Source organism: Streptococcus dentasini (genome assembly GCF_053206945.1).
Window position 1 is genome coordinate 44,810 of sequence record NZ_JBRUHS010000007.1, and the last position, 17,741, is coordinate 62,550.

Annotated in this window: 12 protein-coding genes and 2 pseudogenes; all 14 read right to left on the reverse strand. The window is 42.3% G+C overall.

Going from position 1 to position 17,741, the window contains the following annotated elements:
* Positions 1 to 12 precede the first annotated feature (12 nt).
* Positions 13 to 1,941: a GbpC/Spa domain-containing protein gene (locus tag ACVR1G_RS06500; RefSeq protein ID WP_447452380.1), complete on the reverse strand. Its 1,929-nt coding sequence runs from the start codon at positions 1,939 to 1,941 to the stop codon at positions 13 to 15.
* 317 nt (positions 1,942 to 2,258) lie between these two features.
* Positions 2,259 to 2,492 (reverse strand): hypothetical protein, encoded by a 234-nt coding sequence (locus ACVR1G_RS06505; RefSeq protein ID WP_447452381.1) that lies wholly within the window; start codon positions 2,490 to 2,492, stop codon positions 2,259 to 2,261.
* Between the two features lie 113 nt (positions 2,493 to 2,605).
* Positions 2,606 to 4,441, reverse strand: a complete 1,836-nt coding sequence (locus tag ACVR1G_RS06510) for a GbpC/Spa domain-containing protein (RefSeq protein ID WP_447452382.1) — start codon at positions 4,439 to 4,441, stop codon at positions 2,606 to 2,608.
* Between the two features lie 198 nt (positions 4,442 to 4,639).
* The gene (gene lplA / locus ACVR1G_RS06515; RefSeq protein WP_447452383.1) at positions 4,640 to 5,629 is read right to left on the reverse strand and encodes a lipoate--protein ligase; all 990 of its coding nucleotides are present in this window, start codon (positions 5,627 to 5,629) and stop codon (positions 4,640 to 4,642) included.
* A gap of 239 nt (positions 5,630 to 5,868) precedes the next feature.
* Positions 5,869 to 7,635, reverse strand: a complete 1,767-nt coding sequence (lpdA, locus tag ACVR1G_RS06520; RefSeq protein WP_447452384.1) for a dihydrolipoyl dehydrogenase — start codon at positions 7,633 to 7,635, stop codon at positions 5,869 to 5,871.
* A 196-nt stretch (positions 7,636 to 7,831) separates the two neighbouring features.
* Positions 7,832 to 8,845 (reverse strand): annotated as a pseudogene (locus tag ACVR1G_RS06525) (dihydrolipoamide acetyltransferase); the annotation flags it as partial.
* Positions 8,846 to 8,974: 129 nt separating this feature from the next.
* Positions 8,975 to 9,220 (reverse strand): annotated as a pseudogene (locus ACVR1G_RS06530) (biotin/lipoyl-containing protein); the annotation flags it as partial.
* A gap of 96 nt (positions 9,221 to 9,316) precedes the next feature.
* Complete coding sequence (locus ACVR1G_RS06535; protein WP_447452385.1) at positions 9,317 to 10,315, reverse strand: alpha-ketoacid dehydrogenase subunit beta; 999 nt, start codon at positions 10,313 to 10,315, stop codon at positions 9,317 to 9,319.
* Between the two features lie 103 nt (positions 10,316 to 10,418).
* Entirely contained in the window at positions 10,419 to 11,387 is a 969-nt protein-coding gene (locus tag ACVR1G_RS06540; protein WP_447452386.1) for a thiamine pyrophosphate-dependent dehydrogenase E1 component subunit alpha, read from the reverse strand.
* Positions 11,388 to 11,567: 180 nt separating this feature from the next.
* Positions 11,568 to 13,499: an ABC-F family ATP-binding cassette domain-containing protein gene (locus ACVR1G_RS06545; protein WP_447452387.1), complete on the reverse strand. Its 1,932-nt coding sequence runs from the start codon at positions 13,497 to 13,499 to the stop codon at positions 11,568 to 11,570.
* 303 nt (positions 13,500 to 13,802) lie between these two features.
* Positions 13,803 to 14,171 (reverse strand): hypothetical protein, encoded by a 369-nt coding sequence (locus tag ACVR1G_RS06550; protein WP_447452388.1) that lies wholly within the window; start codon positions 14,169 to 14,171, stop codon positions 13,803 to 13,805.
* 18 nt (positions 14,172 to 14,189) lie between these two features.
* Positions 14,190 to 14,903, reverse strand: a complete 714-nt coding sequence (locus tag ACVR1G_RS06555; protein WP_447452389.1) for a matrixin family metalloprotease — start codon at positions 14,901 to 14,903, stop codon at positions 14,190 to 14,192.
* Positions 14,904 to 15,009: 106 nt separating this feature from the next.
* Complete coding sequence (locus ACVR1G_RS06560) at positions 15,010 to 15,795, reverse strand: alpha/beta hydrolase (protein ID WP_447452390.1); 786 nt, start codon at positions 15,793 to 15,795, stop codon at positions 15,010 to 15,012.
* Positions 15,796 to 15,879: 84 nt separating this feature from the next.
* Entirely contained in the window at positions 15,880 to 17,541 is a 1,662-nt protein-coding gene (locus tag ACVR1G_RS06565) for a ribonuclease J (protein WP_447452391.1), read from the reverse strand.
* Positions 17,542 to 17,741 lie beyond the last annotated feature (200 nt).

Genomic DNA, 17,741 nt, shown 5'->3' on the forward strand with positions numbered 1-17,741 from the left:
CAAAAAAGAAAATTAGTCCTCATTTTTATCTATTTTGCTGCTACCAAGTAAGGTTAATACTGCATAGCAAATGACACCAACTCCAAATGCTACAATACCATACCCCCTTGAATCACCTGTTTTAGGGAGTGGAGTTTGAGGGTCTATGGGACTAGCCGACTCTGGTTCTGCCAATTGTACAGGAATAGGGGAATTAGGAGCCTGAGGCAGTGGTTTTTCAGGGTCTGGATCCTTAGGTTTTGAGACCTCCACCGAGATAGTCAGCGGTGTTTTAGGAACAGTTGGCGGAACTACTTGGAGATCCTCCACCAAGTTCTTGTGCCAAACTAATGTCAACGGTGCTGGCTCCTCTGGCTTATGTGGGTCTTCGGCTGGCTCTGGTGGTAGCGGAGCATCGCCGGGATTTTCCGGAACAGCAACAACTGAATTCGTAGAAAACCAAATTGTTGTCGGAATATAGGGATTATTACCACTGGCTGTAAAGGTAAATTCCTTCCCCTTATAAGTCATTGCACCAGCCCCATAAAAAGCTGTTACAGACCGCGGCGTACCGTCAGCATTAATAGCATCCCAGCCATCTGCCCCTTCAGCATCAAAAGTTGCTCCCTGCGACTTACGCTGGTTTTGCTGCTCTGCATAGATATACTCACCATGCAAATCTACTGAGGAGCCTGGGATTTTGATAAATTCGTTAGCACCGACTGAAACTTTCTCAATATGATCCCCTAAATCACTCGTCCAATGATTGAGTGAAGACAGACTCATGATAGCTTTGTTGTCGCTCATATCAATTTCATTGTCATCTTGATCAAAGAAACGAATCTGCATGGTAACACTGACAGGATCCTTTTCACCACCTTCAGGGACCTGAGCACCAATAAAGATCGTTTTGGTCGGATCATGATAGAGTTCGACAATAGCACTCCCATCAGCACTGGTTGAACTGTTAAGTCTATAGGTGATAGTAACTTTTTTAATCTGTTTTTCGCCATAGCTAGACTTGGTCAAATCTGAATATGTAGCTGTTACCGTGTCGCCAACCTTCATCTTGAACCAAGTATCTTCTGAACCAGAGTAAGGATTTTCTGTCGTTAATTTATCAGGACCATAATTATCGGTATTATAGTGCTGAAGGACATCACTATTAGAGGTTACTTCCCGCATCCCTTCTTTAGTGATATAATCAGTCACACCTTCAAGACTGATGATGGCTCCAGGCTCGCTCTGGTAAACAAGGCCTTGAGCAGTCTCAACACGACCAGCTGCAGTACCGTTTTTAACCTGCTCTTGATATTCTTGCCACGCTTTTAGCTTAGCATCGTATTCTTTCTTTTCAACTTGATAAGCTGCCAGAGCTTCCTGATAAACCTTGTCTAACTCAGGTTTAGCAGCAAGATCACGCTGATACTTTTCAAACGCTGCTTTATAATTATCCAGTTTTTGCTTTTGATCTTGTAAAGCCAGCTGAATCGCTTGGGCCTGCCTCTGATTATCAGCATGGGCAGCGTCTATACTAGGCTGTGTTTGTGTTTGAGTCTCTTGTAAGCGAGCTACCTGATCACCAGTCAGATTATTATCCTGATTAAAAGTTGTAACGGCAGACTTTGCTTCTTCCAAATCGTTTGAAGTCACCTCAGAAGTAACCTGTATCGTACCATTGCTGTTTTCAACACGTGAAACTTCTGTCACAGTTGGGTCAGGCACTGCTACCTCTGAATCGGTTGGAGCCTCACTGCCACCTTCAGACAAAATTGTTTGATTATCAGCAGTAGCTGCTTGATCTGTTGCTTGATTGGCCCCTGACTGCTCTTGTACAGCAGAGGGTTGATTAGCTTGGTCATTAGCAGTAATATCATCCGCAAGAGCAGAGTTAGCTGCCAATACAGTCGCCAATAACAAGCTGCTAAACAGGGTGTAGCTTGTACGTTTTTTTGATGTCATCTCATTATCCTCCCAATGATAATAGAAATTAATTATTATTTACTCGATGAGTCTCCCATAACATCGTCAATGATTACACATTGCATTTTTCTCATCCTTAAAATAGTAACATATCGTAATATTTTTGTAAACTAATTGAGCTAATTAAAATATTTTATTCCTCAAAATATTTACTTCCTTTTCATTTTTATTAAATTTCAAAAGTATATAGTGATCTTACTTGTAAGCTTTGAGAAACAAAAAAGAGTGGACAGGACTAAAACTTTTGGTTCTGACCACTCCTTAATTTCTAGACGCTGACCTGAAACAGCCTCTGTCTAAAAATTGTGCTTTTTCATACGTTCCTCAAATATTCCATTAATGATATCAGAAAGTTCCTGAGCCACATCTGCTGGCAGCTCCCCTTCAATATCCGCCTTGGAATAAAGGTCTGGATGCTCCCTAGCAATCTTTGTCAATGTAGCCTTGGTAGCATGATTTTGAAATATCTTAGGAATACGTTTCATATACTCTGGCCGAACAAGGGCCAAAATCTTTTCATCTGCCGTCATTCATCCTTCCTCCCATATTGTATTTCTCTCGGCTAGGATTCAGTTTACCACTTTTTACCAAAAATAAAAAGTCCCTCAGACAAATTCCGAGAGACCTCTATCAAATAATTAAATTAGTCTTCTTTACGTTTGCGACTTCCAAGCAAGGTTAATGCTGAGAAGGCTACAACACCTGCACCAAAGGCTGCAACACCATAGCTATTAGCATCACCTGTTGAAGGAAGTGCTTGTGCTTGCTGTGGCGCTGGAGCAGCTTGTTCGCTCTTAGCAACCGTAATAGTCTTTTCTGGTGCTTTAGGAGCTGGAGACTTAGGAGGTTCTGGACTCGTTGGAGTCGTTGGTACCTCTGGTGTCGTTGGGGGCGGAGTTGGTTCACCCGGCTCATCTGGTTTTGGATTATCAGCAATCGTTTTAACAATAGCCTTGTTATATTTAACACTAACAGCTGACAACTTAGGCATTTCTGGTTCTTTTGGTGCCTCACCTGGCTCTTGAACAGCAAATGAGTTAATCGCAAACCAGATAGCTGTTGGAACTTCAGCATTGTTACCCGAAGCTGAGATCGTAAATGGCTCACCAGCATAAGTCATAGCTGCAGCACCGTAGCTCGAAGATGTTGTACGCTTTTCGCCATCTTTATTGATTTTATCCCAACCTTCTTCACCGTCACCATTGATGGTAGCACCATTAGCAACATATTGGTTTTCAGTTGGTGAGTAGATAGCGCCATCTTCATTAAGGCGAATAGATGAATCCTTAAATTGAACAAACTTACTATCGCCGATATTCAGGACTTTCTCAACGTGATCACCATATTGGGTAGTCCAGTGGTTAAGAGAAGCTAAGCTGATAACAGAGTTATTGTTCGACAGATTGATAAGATTGCCATTTTCATCGTAGAACTTCACTTGGATATCCATCTTAACAGCTTTAGATGGATCATCTGATGTTTGTGCACCAACAAAGATTGTCTTAGTTGGATCATGGTAAAGTTTAGCGATTGCTGTGTTATCATCGCTTGTTGATTCAGTCAATGTGTAGGTTGCCACAGCTTTAGCAATCTTGGTACCAAGATAATTAGAATTTTCAAGATTAGTGTAAGTAGCTGTTACTGTATCACCAACATGCATCTTAAACCATGCATCTTCATTGGAAGCATATGGATTTTCAGATGTGAAATCAGTATCTGGATATTTGTCAGTGTTGAATTGTTGAAGGATTTCATCTTGAACGTGGTTAGCTTGCGCTTCCTTAGTCACGTATTGGTCAATGCCTTCAACAGAAACAACAGCATTAGGTTCATTATTGTAAACAAGACCTTTAGCTACTTCCGCGTTTTCAGGACTAGTCAAGTTTTTAACCTTTTCATGGTAATCATTGTAAGCCTTAACTTTTTCGTCATAAGCAGCTTTAGCAGCAACATATTCTTCATTTGCTTTGTTATAGTTTGCTAATTTCTCACGATAATCAGCGACATTCTTTTGGTACTGTGCCAAAGTATTTTGAATTGCTTCTGCTTGGGCTTTATTGGCAGCATCAGCTTCTTCGACAGTATCATAAGTCTTGGTTTCGCCTTCAGAAATAGTTACAGGTGGAACCGGCACCGACTGTGTAGAGTTGGCATCTTGAGTACCACCGTTAGCATCACCTTTATTGCTATCAGTTGATGGTTGGTTAGCCTTGTTAAAGTTATTAACATCACCAACTGCTTGCGTCAACTCTGGTGAAGTCACTTCTGAAGTAGTCGTTGTTTTGTTGTCCTCAGTTGTTTGATTAATAACTTTGACCTGAGGTCCAGATGTTGATACTTCTGAAGCCTGATTGTCTGCGGCAGTGTTATTAGCATTTACATCAGTTGCTTCATCAGCAAGAACTGACTGACCAGCAGCAAGAGTCGTCAATACTAATCCACTAAGCAATGAGTATTGAGTCAATTTCTTCTTTCCCATTTTAATAACCCTTCTTGATTATAGAAATTTAGCAATGTTACAAACTCATTTAATTTGTAAAATCCTTGCTATGTCAAACAGTGTAACAAAATAGTTATAGAAAATCAAACTCAGACGGCCTTTAAGGATATTTTATAAAAAAATTCAACACTCCCGTATTTTCAAAGTAATATTTGTTATTTAAATGTAATTTTTCTGTTAAGCTACAATTGCCTTAGCTACTTCTTCAGCGCTCATACCAGAGAAATAGCGGCTGATATCTATTGTTTTCAAATGTTCCAAAACGTCTCGATATTCGTAACGGCACCCCAATAAGAGATTCTCTATAGCCTCAACATCTAAGACACCAAAAAAGTCACCATAAATCTTAATGCCTTTGATTATTGAATTTTCAACATTGGCAAAGGTATTGATCTTGCCGGCAGAATAGCGGACATTGCGTTCAATTGTATATTCTGGTGCCTGACCGTAAGTCCAATCCCAAGTATTGAACTGCTCTTCGTAAGATTTCTGAATTTTAGCTAGTTCATCATCATTGAGGACATACTCCGTCATGTCAGGATACATTTCCTTCATCTTGTCCAAAATTTTATCTGAAAATTCTTGGACTGTAATCTTCTCTGGTAGTTCACTTAAAATATTAGTAACCCGGGAACGCACGGATTTGACTCCCTTGGATTCAATTTTATCCCTACTTACCTTTAGGGCATCGCCTAGGACAGTCATATCAACATCGAACAAGAGACAGCCATGATGCATCATCCGTCCCTTGTAGTAAGCTTGAGCATTTCCACATATTTTCTTACCATCAATCTCAAGATCATTACGGCCGGAAAATTTTGCCTGAACACCCAAATCAGCTAGAGTTGCAATTACAGGTTCTGAGAAGGTTTTAAAATCAAAAGCTCCTTCATCAGACTTATTAGAAATGATAGTGTAATTGAGATTGTTTCGATCGTGATAAACTGCACCACCACCCGACAGCCGACGAACAACACGAATCCCATGTGCATCTGTATATTCTTTATTGATTTCCTGAATTGCATTTTGGTGTCTACCAATAATAATAGCGGGATCGTTGATCCAGAGAATAAAAAGTTCATCCTCATCAACTAGCTCTCGAAAAGCATAAGCTTCCAAGGCAACATTGTAGGCGGGATTGTTAGATTTATTAACGATATATTTCATTTAATAAGAACCTCACATCTGAATAAAATTTCATTAGCATGATGATTTTGACATATTTTCAAAACAAAAGAGAGTGGGACAAAAATCGGTCAATCACCATGAAGTGGCGATTTTGATTTTCCTCGCTCTCTTATTTTAAGGCGCAAACCTCTGCTACTTTCCTGTTTTTAGGTGGCAGGACTTTTGTCCTTTTTCTTCTATCTTGCTTATAAATGAATGAGCAGAAAAAGAGTAGCGGATTATTTGCGTTTTGGCGGATTATGAATGGCTTCTCCAAGCACATCAGCAAAGGCTTCATAGAGCACTTCAGAGAAAGTCGGATGACCGTGGATAGATTGGAGCAATTCATCGACAGTCAGTTCATTTTCCATAATAGTTGAAGCTTCATTAATCATTTCAGCAGCAGATGGACCGATGATATGAACACCAAGAATTTCATGATACTTGGTATCGGCAATGACCTTTACAAAACCTTGTGCTTCATTCGAAGCAATAGCACGACCGTTACCAGTAAAACTAGCCTTACCGACCAAAATGTTGCCATACTGCTGACGGGCATCCTCCTCTGTGATACCGCACATGGCCACTTCTGGATGCGTATAAACAGCAGCCGGTGTAAAATCAAGATGGGCTTTGCGGACATTCCCCCAGATAGCATTTTCAGCAGCGATCTCACCCATACGATAGGCCGCATGAGCCAGCATCTTAGTACCATTGACATCTCCCGGTGCATAGATGCCTGAGATAGAGGTTTCTTGATAGGCATTGACCTTGATACGGCCGCGCTCCATTTCTAAATCAAGTTTTTCTAAACCTTTCAGCTGTGGCACTCGACCGATAGACAGAAGCGCTTTTTCAGCAACCACTTCTTCACCGTTATTAAGTTTAAGCGTCAGTTGATTGTTAGCTTCAACAATTTCAGAGACACCAACCTGCGTCTTAATTGTCATACCTTTCTTAGTCAGGATTTTTTCTAGTTCCTTGGATACTTCTTTATCCATAGCAGGAATGATACGGTCAGCCATTTCAATGACGGTGACTTCTACACCGTAAGAAGCCCAAACCAATCCTAGCTCAATACCAACAACGCCACCACCCATCACGGCCAGCGACTTAGGCATTTTACGCAGGTCTAAAATATCATCAGAAGTCAATACTAACGAAGAATCAATGCCTGGAATATTGATACGAGAAACTGTTGAACCTGTCGCTAAGATGATGTTTCGACCCTTGATTGTCTCAGAGCCGATTGTTACCGTCTTATCAGGATTTACGGTAGCAAAACCGTTGAACATGGTGACCTTATTTGCTTTGAGAAGACCGCGAACGCCGCTAGTCAACGTTTTAACAACGGAATTTTTGAAGTCGACAGTCTTGTCCATATCAATGCTGTAGTTAGTTGAGGCTAGATTGATACCGCGACCCGCCGCGATCTTTAAGCCATCCAAAATCTCGGCATTCTTCAGATAGGTCTTAGTGGGGATACAGCCTTTATTGAGGCAGACACCGCCATACTCTGCTTTTTCAACGATAGCGATCTTTCCGCCTAGCTGAGCACCACGAATAGCAGCATAGTAACCAGCAGGACCGCCGCCGACCACAACAATATCATACTCATCATCAGCTAGGGCTGCAGGGGTTGGTACAGCATCAGGAACCGGAGCCTTAGGAACTTGCAGACCTGCGGCTTCTAAATTAGCAGCCGCTTCTTCGACAGCTGGCTCTGAAGAAACAGGGGCTGACGCAGCACCAGTATCCACAACTTCACCTTCTGCACCAATATAGCCGATCGCTTCTGTAACAGGCACTGTGTCACCTGCTGGATGAATGATTTTCAGAAGAACACCTGAGTCTTCCGCTTCGATTTCCATATTGGTTTTATCGGACATAATTTCAAGGAGGATATCACCTTCTTGAACTGTATCACCTTCTTGTTTTTTCCACTCGATGATTTCGCCTTCGGCCATGTCAACACCGAGCTTAGGCATAATAATTTCAACTGCCATATTTAAGATACCAAGAGCGAAAGGAAAGCGACTGAATCTAGGAAAGCGTGGAAAATCCTGATTTCCCAAATGATTTAGCTTTTTTCCGAGCTTTCGGCTCGGGCTTAGTTCCGTCTTCCTCTTGCTCTACATCCTTTCTTTGTTTTGTTTAAAGGTTCTTCTACTAATAACTAATAACTTATCTCATTATTTCTAATCAAATCAAGAGTTCCATTGGGTTTTCGAGCATATGCTTGAGGTCCACCATGAATTTGGCGCCATTCATACCATCGACGATCCGGTGGTCAATGGTCAAGCAGAGTTGCATAATAGGGCGAATGGTAATTTCACCATCAATAACAGTCGGTGTTTGAACTGTCGCTGCCACACCCAAGATAGCTGAGTTTGGCTGATTGATGATTGGATCAAAGGACTTGGTTCCAAACATTCCCAAATTAGTGATAGAAAAGGTCGAGCCAGACATTTCGGCCGCCTTAAGCTTACCAGCTTGAGCCTTTTTGATAACATCTTTTGAAGCGACGACAAATTCTGATAGGCTCATCTTATCAGCATTGTGAACCACAGGAACAATCAAGCCATCGTCCAAACCAACAGCAATACCAAGATTGACAAAACGATGTAACTCGATATCACTGGCATCATTGATAAGAGAAGCGTTGAGATATTCATGTTCTGGTTTCATCAAGGTACGGACGACAGCTAAGCCAATGAGATCCGTGAAGGTGACCTTTTGTCCCGTTTTTGCCATAATGGGCTCAAGGATCTGCTTACGTAGAGCCATAAGATTGGTCATGTCAATATCGTAATTAAGCGTAAAGGTTGGTGCTGTCAGGTAGGAATTGGTCATACCTTTAGCGATAGCCTTACGCATGGCCGACATTGGCTTGATTTCAACACCTTCTGGTAAAGTTTGAACGGGTTCCTCTGAAGTAGTAGAATCAGCAGTTGGCTGTTGGGGTTGACTAAGTGCCAAAATATCCTCCTTGGTAATCTTACCAAAAACACCACTGCCCTTCACTGTTGCTAAATCGACACCTAAGTCAAGGGCCATCTTACGAGCCAGTGGGGTTGCTTTAGGTTGGGCACCCTTGAAGTTCTCAACATCTTCCTTATGAACACGCCCATGAGGGCCCGAACCAGACACTTGTCCAAGGTCAACCCCCTGCTCCTCAGCTAGCCTTCGAGCAGCTGGTGTGGCACGAACTTTGCTAGTAGTATCCACTCTAGGACTATCTGAATCCGCTGAAGAAGCTGGCATTGCTCGCGGTGCTTCCTGAGGAACTGCAGCTGGTTGCTGGTCAGCATCTGAGGCTGATTGGCTAGCTGAACCAGCCTCAACCACTTCCCCAGCCTCGCCGATATACCCGATAACTTGGGTAACGGGGACCGTATCGCCAGCAGGGTGGACAATCTTGATCAGAACACCTGAGTCTTCAGCTTCGATTTCCATATTTGTCTTATCAGACATAATTTCAAGTAAGATGTCACCTTCTTGAATGCTGTCGCCCTCTTGCTTTTTCCACTCGATGATTTCACCTTCGGCCATATCAACACCGAGTTTAGGCATAATAATTTCAACTGCCATAGTTTGTCCTGAATAAGCAGACAAAAGCCTTTAAACAAGGCTTCTTTACTTATCCTCATCCTTTCTAATCATTTAGGCTGACGTTAGGTATCGAGCTTAATTACCCTTGTTTGCCATTTTAATAATTTCTGACTTAATTTTTCCAACATCTGGTAGAATAGCTTGCTCTAAGACACGCGCATAAGGAACAGGTACATCTTCACTGGCCAAACGCACAATTGGGTGATCAAGATAATCGAAAGCTTCGCTTTCGGTAATCATTGCCGCAATCTCACCGGTGAAACCGCCTGTCTTGTAGGCATCATTGACTAACATTACCTTACCAGTCTTTTTAACAGAATTGATAATCAATTCCTTGTCGAGCGGGATAAGAGTACGCGGGTCCACAACTTCAACACTGATCCCCTGTTCTGCCACTTCCTCAGCCGCTTGGAGTACGCGCTCAAGCAGGCGACCGTAAGTCACAATTGTAAGATCCGTTCCTTCTCGCTTAATATCACCCTTCCCAATTGGGATATAAAAATCTGGATCTAAACTGACCTCTTCCTTTTTGCCATAGAGAGCCTTTGGCTCCATAAAGACAACGATATTATTATCTTGGATAGCAGACTTGAGGAGACCCTTGGCTTCATTAGCGTTACCTGGAGCAACGACCTTAATACCTGGAATGTGGGTCAGCCAAGCTTCCAAAGATTGAGAGTGCTGGGCTGCTGAACCAATACCAGAACCTGATGCCACACGGAAGGTTACAGGGGTCTTGAGACCACCACCAAACATATAGTTATTCTTGGCACCGTTATTAACGATAGCATCTAGAGCGATCGTCAAGAAATCCATAAACGTAATATCCACGATGGGACGTAATCCTGTGATGGCGGCACCGATCGCTGAACCGGCGATAGCCGCTTCAGAAATTGGAGTGTCCTTGATACGTTTGGGTCCAAACTCTTCAAACATACCAACCGAAGTTCCAAAGTCTCCACCATAGATTCCGACATCTTCTCCCATCAAGAAGATATTTTCATCCTTACGCATCTCTTCGGTCATGGCCAAATTAACAGCCTCCCGTAGCGCCATTTTTTTCGTTTCTGTCATTATTTTCTCCATCAATCTATCAAGTCATTATAAATGATTTTTTTACTCCAATAGCCTAGTCTTAGTCCCATTGGACAAACGCTTAAATTTTCGAATAAAAGAGTTAATCTACCCACACATCTTCAAAAGCCACAGAAAGATCTGGATCTGGACTGCTCTGAGCAAACTCATAAGCATCATCAATTTCCTTAACGACTTGCTCATGGATAGCTTCCAACTCCGCTGCTGTAATATCTGTATTTTGAACGGCATAATCGCGGAATTTGAGAAGAGGGTCTTTGGCTTTCCAGCTATCCACCTCGTCTTTGCTACGGTATTTACCAGCGTCGGCTGTTGAGTGACCAAACCAACGGTAAGATTCAACCTCGATGATAGCAGGTCCATTACCAGCGCGAACATATTCAACTACTTCTTGCATTTTATCATAGACGGCCATGACATCGTTGCCATCTTCGACATAATAACCTGGAATACCATAAGCTTCTGCACGAGTATAAAGGTGAGGGGTATTGGTCGCCTTATTGATATCCATTGAAATGCCATAACGGTTATTGATGATAAAGAAAATTACTGGCAGTTTCCAAGTTGCAGCCATATTGACTGACTCGTGAAAGGAGCCTTCATTAGTAGCACCATCACCTGAAAAAGCTACAACAATGTTACCTGTCTCTTTATATTGTTGGGTAAGGGCTGCCCCAACTGCTAGGGCATAACCACCGCCAACAATACCATTGGTCCCATAGTTCCCTTTTTCAAAGTCAGCCAAGTGCATGGAACCGCCACGTCCTTTAGAAACACCAGTTACTTTACCAGCCAACTCAGCCATCATCCCCTTGAGATCCATATCCTTGGCAATAGACTGACCATGACCTCTGTGGTTGGAAAAAATGATGTCGTCGTAACCAAGGTGGGCTACTGCACCAACACTAGCTGCCTCTTCACCTACTGAGAAATGAGTCATCCCTTGGACAAAGCCACGACGAACTAATTTATTAATACGCATATCGAACTCACGGATACGCTCCATTTTCAAATATAATTCTAGCAATTGCTCTTTCGATAGTTCTGCCATATCAACCTCCACATAATCTTTTACAACTCTATTTTATCCGAAAATTTCACAAACTGCAAAAAAGAAGCTCATTGATATTATAAGAAAGAAAGGGATTTCAAAATAAAATTGAGTATTTTTTCACAAACTAAAAAATCCCTTGCCCAGATACTAATCTAAGGACAAGGGAACAGTTCTAGCTCACTCAAATTCTTCTAATTGCTCGTGTAATTCTTCCCATTCTAGCATCAGATCATCTTGCTGCTGAGTGAGTCGATCAAGATCAGACTGCAAATCCATCAGAGTCTGGGCATCATTTGTCTGCCCCATTTCTTCTGAAATGACCACACCTCTGCCATCAAGAACTTCTAGCTCACTTTCAAGCTGTTCTAAGCGCCGAGTTAATTTACGAACTTCCTTTTGGGTCGCCTTTTGAGTTTGATAATCCGAAGCAAACCGAGAACCCTGAACAGGATCTTGCTGGGGGGCCAGGTTCTCACCATCAACAGATAAGCGCGCTAATTCTTGCTGCTCTGCCTTCTTTTCAAGATAATAGTCATAATCTCCCAGATAGAGCGTTGAACCTTGAGCTGATATTTCCAATACCTTAGTCGCTACACGATTGATAAAATAACGGTCATGACTAACAAAGAGCAGCGTACCATCAAAATCAATCAAGGCAGCTTCCAAAACCTCCTTGCTATCGATATCCAGATGGTTTGTTGGCTCATCTAGGATCAAAAAATTATTATTTTCCATAGACAGTTTAGCGAGAAGCAAACGCGCTCTCTCACCCCCAGACAACATACTGATAGATTTTTTGACATCATCACCAGAGAAAAGAAAAGCCCCTAAGCGATTACGAATTTCCACCTCTGGTGTGGTTGAAAAAGCATTCCAAAGCTCATCCAAGACCGTATTGCTTCTGGTCAGATTGCCTTGACTTTGATCATAATAGCCAACCTCAACATTAGCTCCGTAAATTGAAGTCCCCTTAATAAAAGGTGTTTGCCCAACAATGGATTTTACTAAGGTAGATTTACCAATACCATTTGGACCAACGATTGCGATGGCATCAAATTTTTTTACATCCAAATTAATCGGCTCTGACAAAATCTGTTGATTGTAACCAATCGCAGCATCGTTGACCGTTAAAACAACATTCCCTGATGCTTTATCCGAGTGGAAAGTCATGTTAGCTGATTTTTGACCCGCTTGGGGCTTGTCCAACCGCTCCATTTTTTCAAGCTGTTTGCGACGCGCCTGAGCCCGCTTGGTGGTTGAAGCGCGAACAATATTCTTCCGAACAAAGTCCTCTAGTTTAGCAATTTCTTTAGCCTGTTTTTCATAGGCCTTGGCTTCCGACTCTAAACGCTCAGCCTTGGCGTCCATAAAAGCCGAGTAATTGCCCACATAGCGGTCCAAAGAATGGGGGGTCAGGTCATAAGTAATCGTTGCCACCTTATCTAAAAAATAGCGGTCATGGCTGACTATAATCAAGGCTCCTTGGTAATTAACCAAATAGTTCTCCAGCCAAGCAATGGTCTCAATATCCAAGTGATTGGTCGGTTCATCCAGCACCAAAAGTTCTGGTTTTTCCAGCAGCATCTTAGCCAGAGCTAAGCGGGTATTTTGGCCTCCCGATAAGGCAGAAACCGGAGTCTGCCACATACTCTCATCAAATTGAAAGCCATTTAAAATAGCCTTGATCTCTGCTTCATAGTTAAAGCCCCCCTGGCTACGAAAGTTCTCGGACAGCTGGTCGTAATCCTGCATTAGTTTATCTAACTTTGCACCTGAGACCTCTCCCATCTGCTGCTCCATCATCCTCAATTGATGTTCCTGCCGGCGCAAATCTTCAAAGACTCGTAACATGCTGCCATAAACAGTATCTTCAGATTTAAAACGGCTGTCCTGAGCCAGATAAGAAAGACTCAAATCTCGTTTAGTATTAACCTGACCAGAGGTCGGGGCTTCTTCGCCAACCAAAATTTTCAACAATGTTGATTTTCCTGCTCCATTGCGACCGACTAGGGCAATGCGATCGCGCTCATTAACCTGAATAGTAATATTATCAAAAAGGATGTCCCCTGCAAAAGAGCGTTCTAATTTATTTCCCTGTAAAATAATCATACTTTTATTATAACAAAAAGAGAATAAGAAATAACTCCAAAATCCTTGTTTGAAATTTCTTATTCTTCCAATCCCTAAGATATAAAACAACTGACCAGCTAATATTTTATACTTAAAGAAAATCAGCTTAGCTTGCCTCACAATTCAGAAGAACTGGAGAATCTCTGGGGTGGGAAATGAAGCTAACAGAGCTAGATGATCATAAGCCAGTGGCGTATCATGAGACTGTCAAAGAGCTTCAAAACCTTAGTTCTATCGCTTACACAGCAAAAACAATAGTTTAATGCCGATATTCCCGTATTTCTAACCAGGCAACTGCCCCAAAATAGTCTGATGCCGGTAAACCAGATAGAGTCCAGCACCAACAATAAAGACAAATAAAATCAGTTTGAATAGCCCCCTAATAAAACGCAAAATCACTGTTAATAGCATGGAAATAATCAGCCAAGTCCAAGCTGTATGCCCAAAGAAATTCTGCAAACTAGCCAGACTATTATGGGTTAGATTAGTTAGCCAAGTAGGCAGCTGACTAGTCTTGTCCCAAGCCAGCCCCAATTGATTTGCAATCGCTGAGCCAGTGGTATGCAACCAAGCAAAAATTCCCGTATTAAAAATGACTAAGAAGGCTTGTTCAGGATATCGGTGCACCCAATTTTTAACAAATGAGAACATAAGACCTCCTAATTGATCCTAATCAGCATAGAGTTCTTGAACGGCAGCTACATCAACCTCTTGGATACCATAGTATGAACCGGCCGACTGCATGACGGATGTCTGACTATCATCATGCTCCAAACCGATAGCATGGCCTAATTCGTGTTCAGCCGTATTAGTAATGCGCTCCTGCGTGTAACCATAGGCTGCATCCAAAAGGTAGTGGCTGTTGAGATAAACATCAGCGTGTGTAATCCGATTACTCAAACTTTCTGTCGTTGTCTGGGCCTCGCCAGCAGCTTGGCTGTTAGCGTCCGAATGATCACTTAAAATGATGTCAGCTCCAGCTTTATCATGAACTTGCTTAAAGGTAAAAGCTCCCGTTGCATTCCAAGCAGCAAGCGCATCTTGGTAAGCCTTAACAAAACTAGGATTAGTTGACTCAAGGTAGACAGTTGCTGACGGTTCTGCCCAACGAGCACCCTTTTGGTGATTTGCCGTAACATCCGTTGTTAAATCCTGTAAGTTCCGATCAAGATTTTTGTTAGGAGAGATTTGCGCATTAACATTTGCAAAAGCTTCCTGAAGAGACTGTGCTACAGGCGAATGAGAGTGGTTGGCATACCAAAATAAGCACAGCAGCAAGGCCGCTAGGATTAGAACAGTCCTAACCATTCCCCAGAAAAATCGCCAAGCAAAACTAAAAATAGCTTTTGGAACAGCAAGAATAATACCTGACAATCGTCTCATAAATACCCTCCTTTTTGTCAATCATTCTAAAGGAAAATAAGTATAACAAGAGGGACCCTAAAACACAAGCAAGAAGTCATCCTGTCACAAATTTGTAAAGCAAGGCTTAGGACAAGCGCTCTTCCTTTACATAATCTAAAGGCAGCCACTCTAAAAAAGCTTCCAGCTGTTTCTCCCAATAGTACCATTCATGCCTGCCAGATGCTGTTCTGTAAGTGATGTCCAAGCCCAACTCTTTAAAGTCTGCCACAGCTTTCTCATTTGCTGGGTAAAGATAATCTTGCTCACCACACCAAGCATAAAACTTCGTTTTCATATCGTGCTGAGCCACCATAGTCGTTAAGTAATGCCTTTCAATATCACTTGACGATAAATCACCGAAAATCCCCTGCCAATAGCTGACATCTTCTTCAAGACTATCACGCAGATTGCCCATATCAAATTGCAAAGCACCAGAAAAAGAGCCGGCATAGCCAAAATTATTAGTCAACAGAGCTAGCTTATAAGCACCATAGCCACCCATAGAAAGACCAGCAATATAGGTTTTTTCTCGCTTATCCGTCATATTTGGGAAAAAACGGCGCATAACCTGAGGCAGCTCTTTAGCAATAGCATCAAAATATTTGAGACCATAAGCCGTGTTCGTGTACCAAGCCAGATCCGTTGAAGGCATAACCACTATAAGGTTAGTGTGACGAAGTAAACGCTCAATACTGGTGCGTTTCTGCCACGAATTATGGTTGCCTCCCATGCCATGCAAAAGATAGAGAATCGGAATATCAGTATCATCAACAGCTTCTTGCGCTATTTTAAAAGCATCCGGATAAATCACATTGACCTGCCGTTCATATCCCAATACCTTTGAATGATATTCAATTTGAAAAGATGCCATAAATCTATCTCCTTTTTTCAACAGGAAAAAGGCAGGCCTCCCTGCCTTATTTATTTGCTTTACTGACTAAATCATTCCAACATCCTAACGCACTTCCATGATAACTGGTAGGATAGCCGGGCGGCGCTTGGTTTGATCGAAAAGGAACTTATTGAGTTCATCACGAACCTGTCCCTTTAATTCACTCCACTCAAAACCGTCTGTTGCTAGGTAATCTTCAACCGTCTTATTGACCAAGTCTGCGCTTTCACGCAGGATATCCCTACTCTTACGGACATAGACAAAACCACGAGTATGAACCTTGGCCTTAGAGACAATCGTTTTTTGCTTTTTATTCACTGTAATAACAACGATAAAGATACCATCTTCAGACAGAATACGGCGATCACGCAGAACGATATTCCCGACATCACCAATAGCATTACCATCAATCATAACATCGCTAGCTGGCACACCGCCTTCATGCAGAAAGCCTTCCTCATTAAGCACCATGATATCACCACGCTTCATGATGTAGATATTCTCAGGAAGGATCCCCACCTCTTCAGCCAAATCGGCTTGCGCCTGCAGTTGGCGGTACTCCCCTTGAATCGGCAGAAGATAACTTGGGCGCAGCATATTTATCAGCAGCTGTAAATCGCGGCCATTAGCATGACCTGACACACGCAGATTTTGCGTAATCAGCTTGACAGAACCGCCAGCCATGTAAATCATATTTTCGACACGAGCCACAACTGCTTCTTTGGCGACACTCGGTGTTGTCACGATATAAACTAAATCGCCATCTTTAATTTCAACATAACGGTGGCGTCCAATAGCCATTTTACGCAAACCCTCTAAAGGTTCTCCCATACGGCCTGTTTCCAAAATGATTAGCTCGCGGTCTTCAAATTTATGCATTTCTTTGGGTTTAACAATGAGCTTTTCATCTGCAATACTCAGCTTTTTCAAACGAATCGCTGTCCGCACAATATTTTCCACATCAAAGCCTGTCAACACAACTCGACGGCCATAATCCGCAGCCGCATCAAAGACCTGCTGGATACGCGAGAGGTTGCTAGCCACCGCCGCGACAATAATGCGACCTTCAGCATCAGAGATAACATCATCCATTTCAATCCCTACTTCAGCTTCACTGGCCACCTGCACCCTACTGTCAGCATTAGCTGAATCTGCCAGAAGAGCTAAAACACCTTCGCGACCAATTTCAGCCAAGCGAGCAAAATCTGTCTGATACCCCTGACTGGCTGCTTGGTCAAACTTGAAGTCCCCAGTGTAGACAATATTACCTTGATCCGTTCCTAAAACAACTCCCAGACTCTCAGGGATTGAGTGAGTCGTACTAAAGAAAGAAACGACTGCATCCTGAAACTCGATCTCTGTTCCAGCATCAACAACGTGGAAATTATTAAATTTCTTTGTCTGAGCGTTATTTTTCACAACGAGTTTAGCTAACTCAATGGTTAATTCTGAACCAAAGACCGGAACTCGTACATCCTGCAAAAGGTAGGGCAGAGCACCAATAGCATCGGCGTGACCGTGAGTCAGAAAGACCCCCTGCACTCGCTTCTTATTTTCAATAAGGTAATCCATATTAGGAATAACAACATCGACCCCTAATTGTTCATTTTCAGGGTACTTGAGACCAGTGTCTAAAATAAAAATAGATTCATTGATCTCAACAATATAGAGGTTTTTTCCGTTTTCACGAACACCCCCTAGGGCAATAATTTTAATATCACTCATGGTGACTCCCTTTCTAAGATACAAAGCCATTAAAGCGACTCAAAGGAAAAACCGTTATCCCTAAGAAACGCACCTTTTTCTCACTATTCTTGCTGCTTGATCTTTCGGCGACAAGCTTCAGCAATTCAAACTAGGACACCGAACTCCACAGAGTTGTGGGCAGGCTCAATTAATAATGTTAGAGCATGGCTTCTGATTGT

What these genes read in the sequence shown, in the direction of transcription:
- ACVR1G_RS06500 (WP_447452380.1), bottom strand. Translation starts at nt 1,941, where the DNA reads ATGACATCAAAAAAACGTACAAGCTACACCCTGTTTAGCAGCTTGTTA.
- ACVR1G_RS06505 (WP_447452381.1), bottom strand. Translation starts at nt 2,492, where the DNA reads ATGACGGCAGATGAAAAGATTTTGGCCCTTGTTCGGCCAGAGTATATG.
- ACVR1G_RS06510 (WP_447452382.1), bottom strand. Translation starts at nt 4,441, where the DNA reads ATGGGAAAGAAGAAATTGACTCAATACTCATTGCTTAGTGGATTAGTA.
- lplA (WP_447452383.1), bottom strand. Translation starts at nt 5,629, where the DNA reads ATGAAATATATCGTTAATAAATCTAACAATCCCGCCTACAATGTTGCC.
- lpdA (WP_447452384.1), bottom strand. Translation starts at nt 7,635, where the DNA reads ATGGCAGTTGAAATTATTATGCCTAAGCTCGGTGTTGACATGGCCGAA.
- ACVR1G_RS06535 (WP_447452385.1), bottom strand. Translation starts at nt 10,315, where the DNA reads ATGACAGAAACGAAAAAAATGGCGCTACGGGAGGCTGTTAATTTGGCC.
- ACVR1G_RS06540 (WP_447452386.1), bottom strand. Translation starts at nt 11,387, where the DNA reads ATGGCAGAACTATCGAAAGAGCAATTGCTAGAATTATATTTGAAAATG.
- ACVR1G_RS06545 (WP_447452387.1), bottom strand. Translation starts at nt 13,499, where the DNA reads ATGATTATTTTACAGGGAAATAAATTAGAACGCTCTTTTGCAGGGGAC.
- ACVR1G_RS06550 (WP_447452388.1), bottom strand. Translation starts at nt 14,171, where the DNA reads ATGTTCTCATTTGTTAAAAATTGGGTGCACCGATATCCTGAACAAGCC.
- ACVR1G_RS06555 (WP_447452389.1), bottom strand. Translation starts at nt 14,903, where the DNA reads ATGAGACGATTGTCAGGTATTATTCTTGCTGTTCCAAAAGCTATTTTT.
- ACVR1G_RS06560 (WP_447452390.1), bottom strand. Translation starts at nt 15,795, where the DNA reads ATGGCATCTTTTCAAATTGAATATCATTCAAAGGTATTGGGATATGAA.
- ACVR1G_RS06565 (WP_447452391.1), bottom strand. Translation starts at nt 17,541, where the DNA reads ATGAGTGATATTAAAATTATTGCCCTAGGGGGTGTTCGTGAAAACGGA.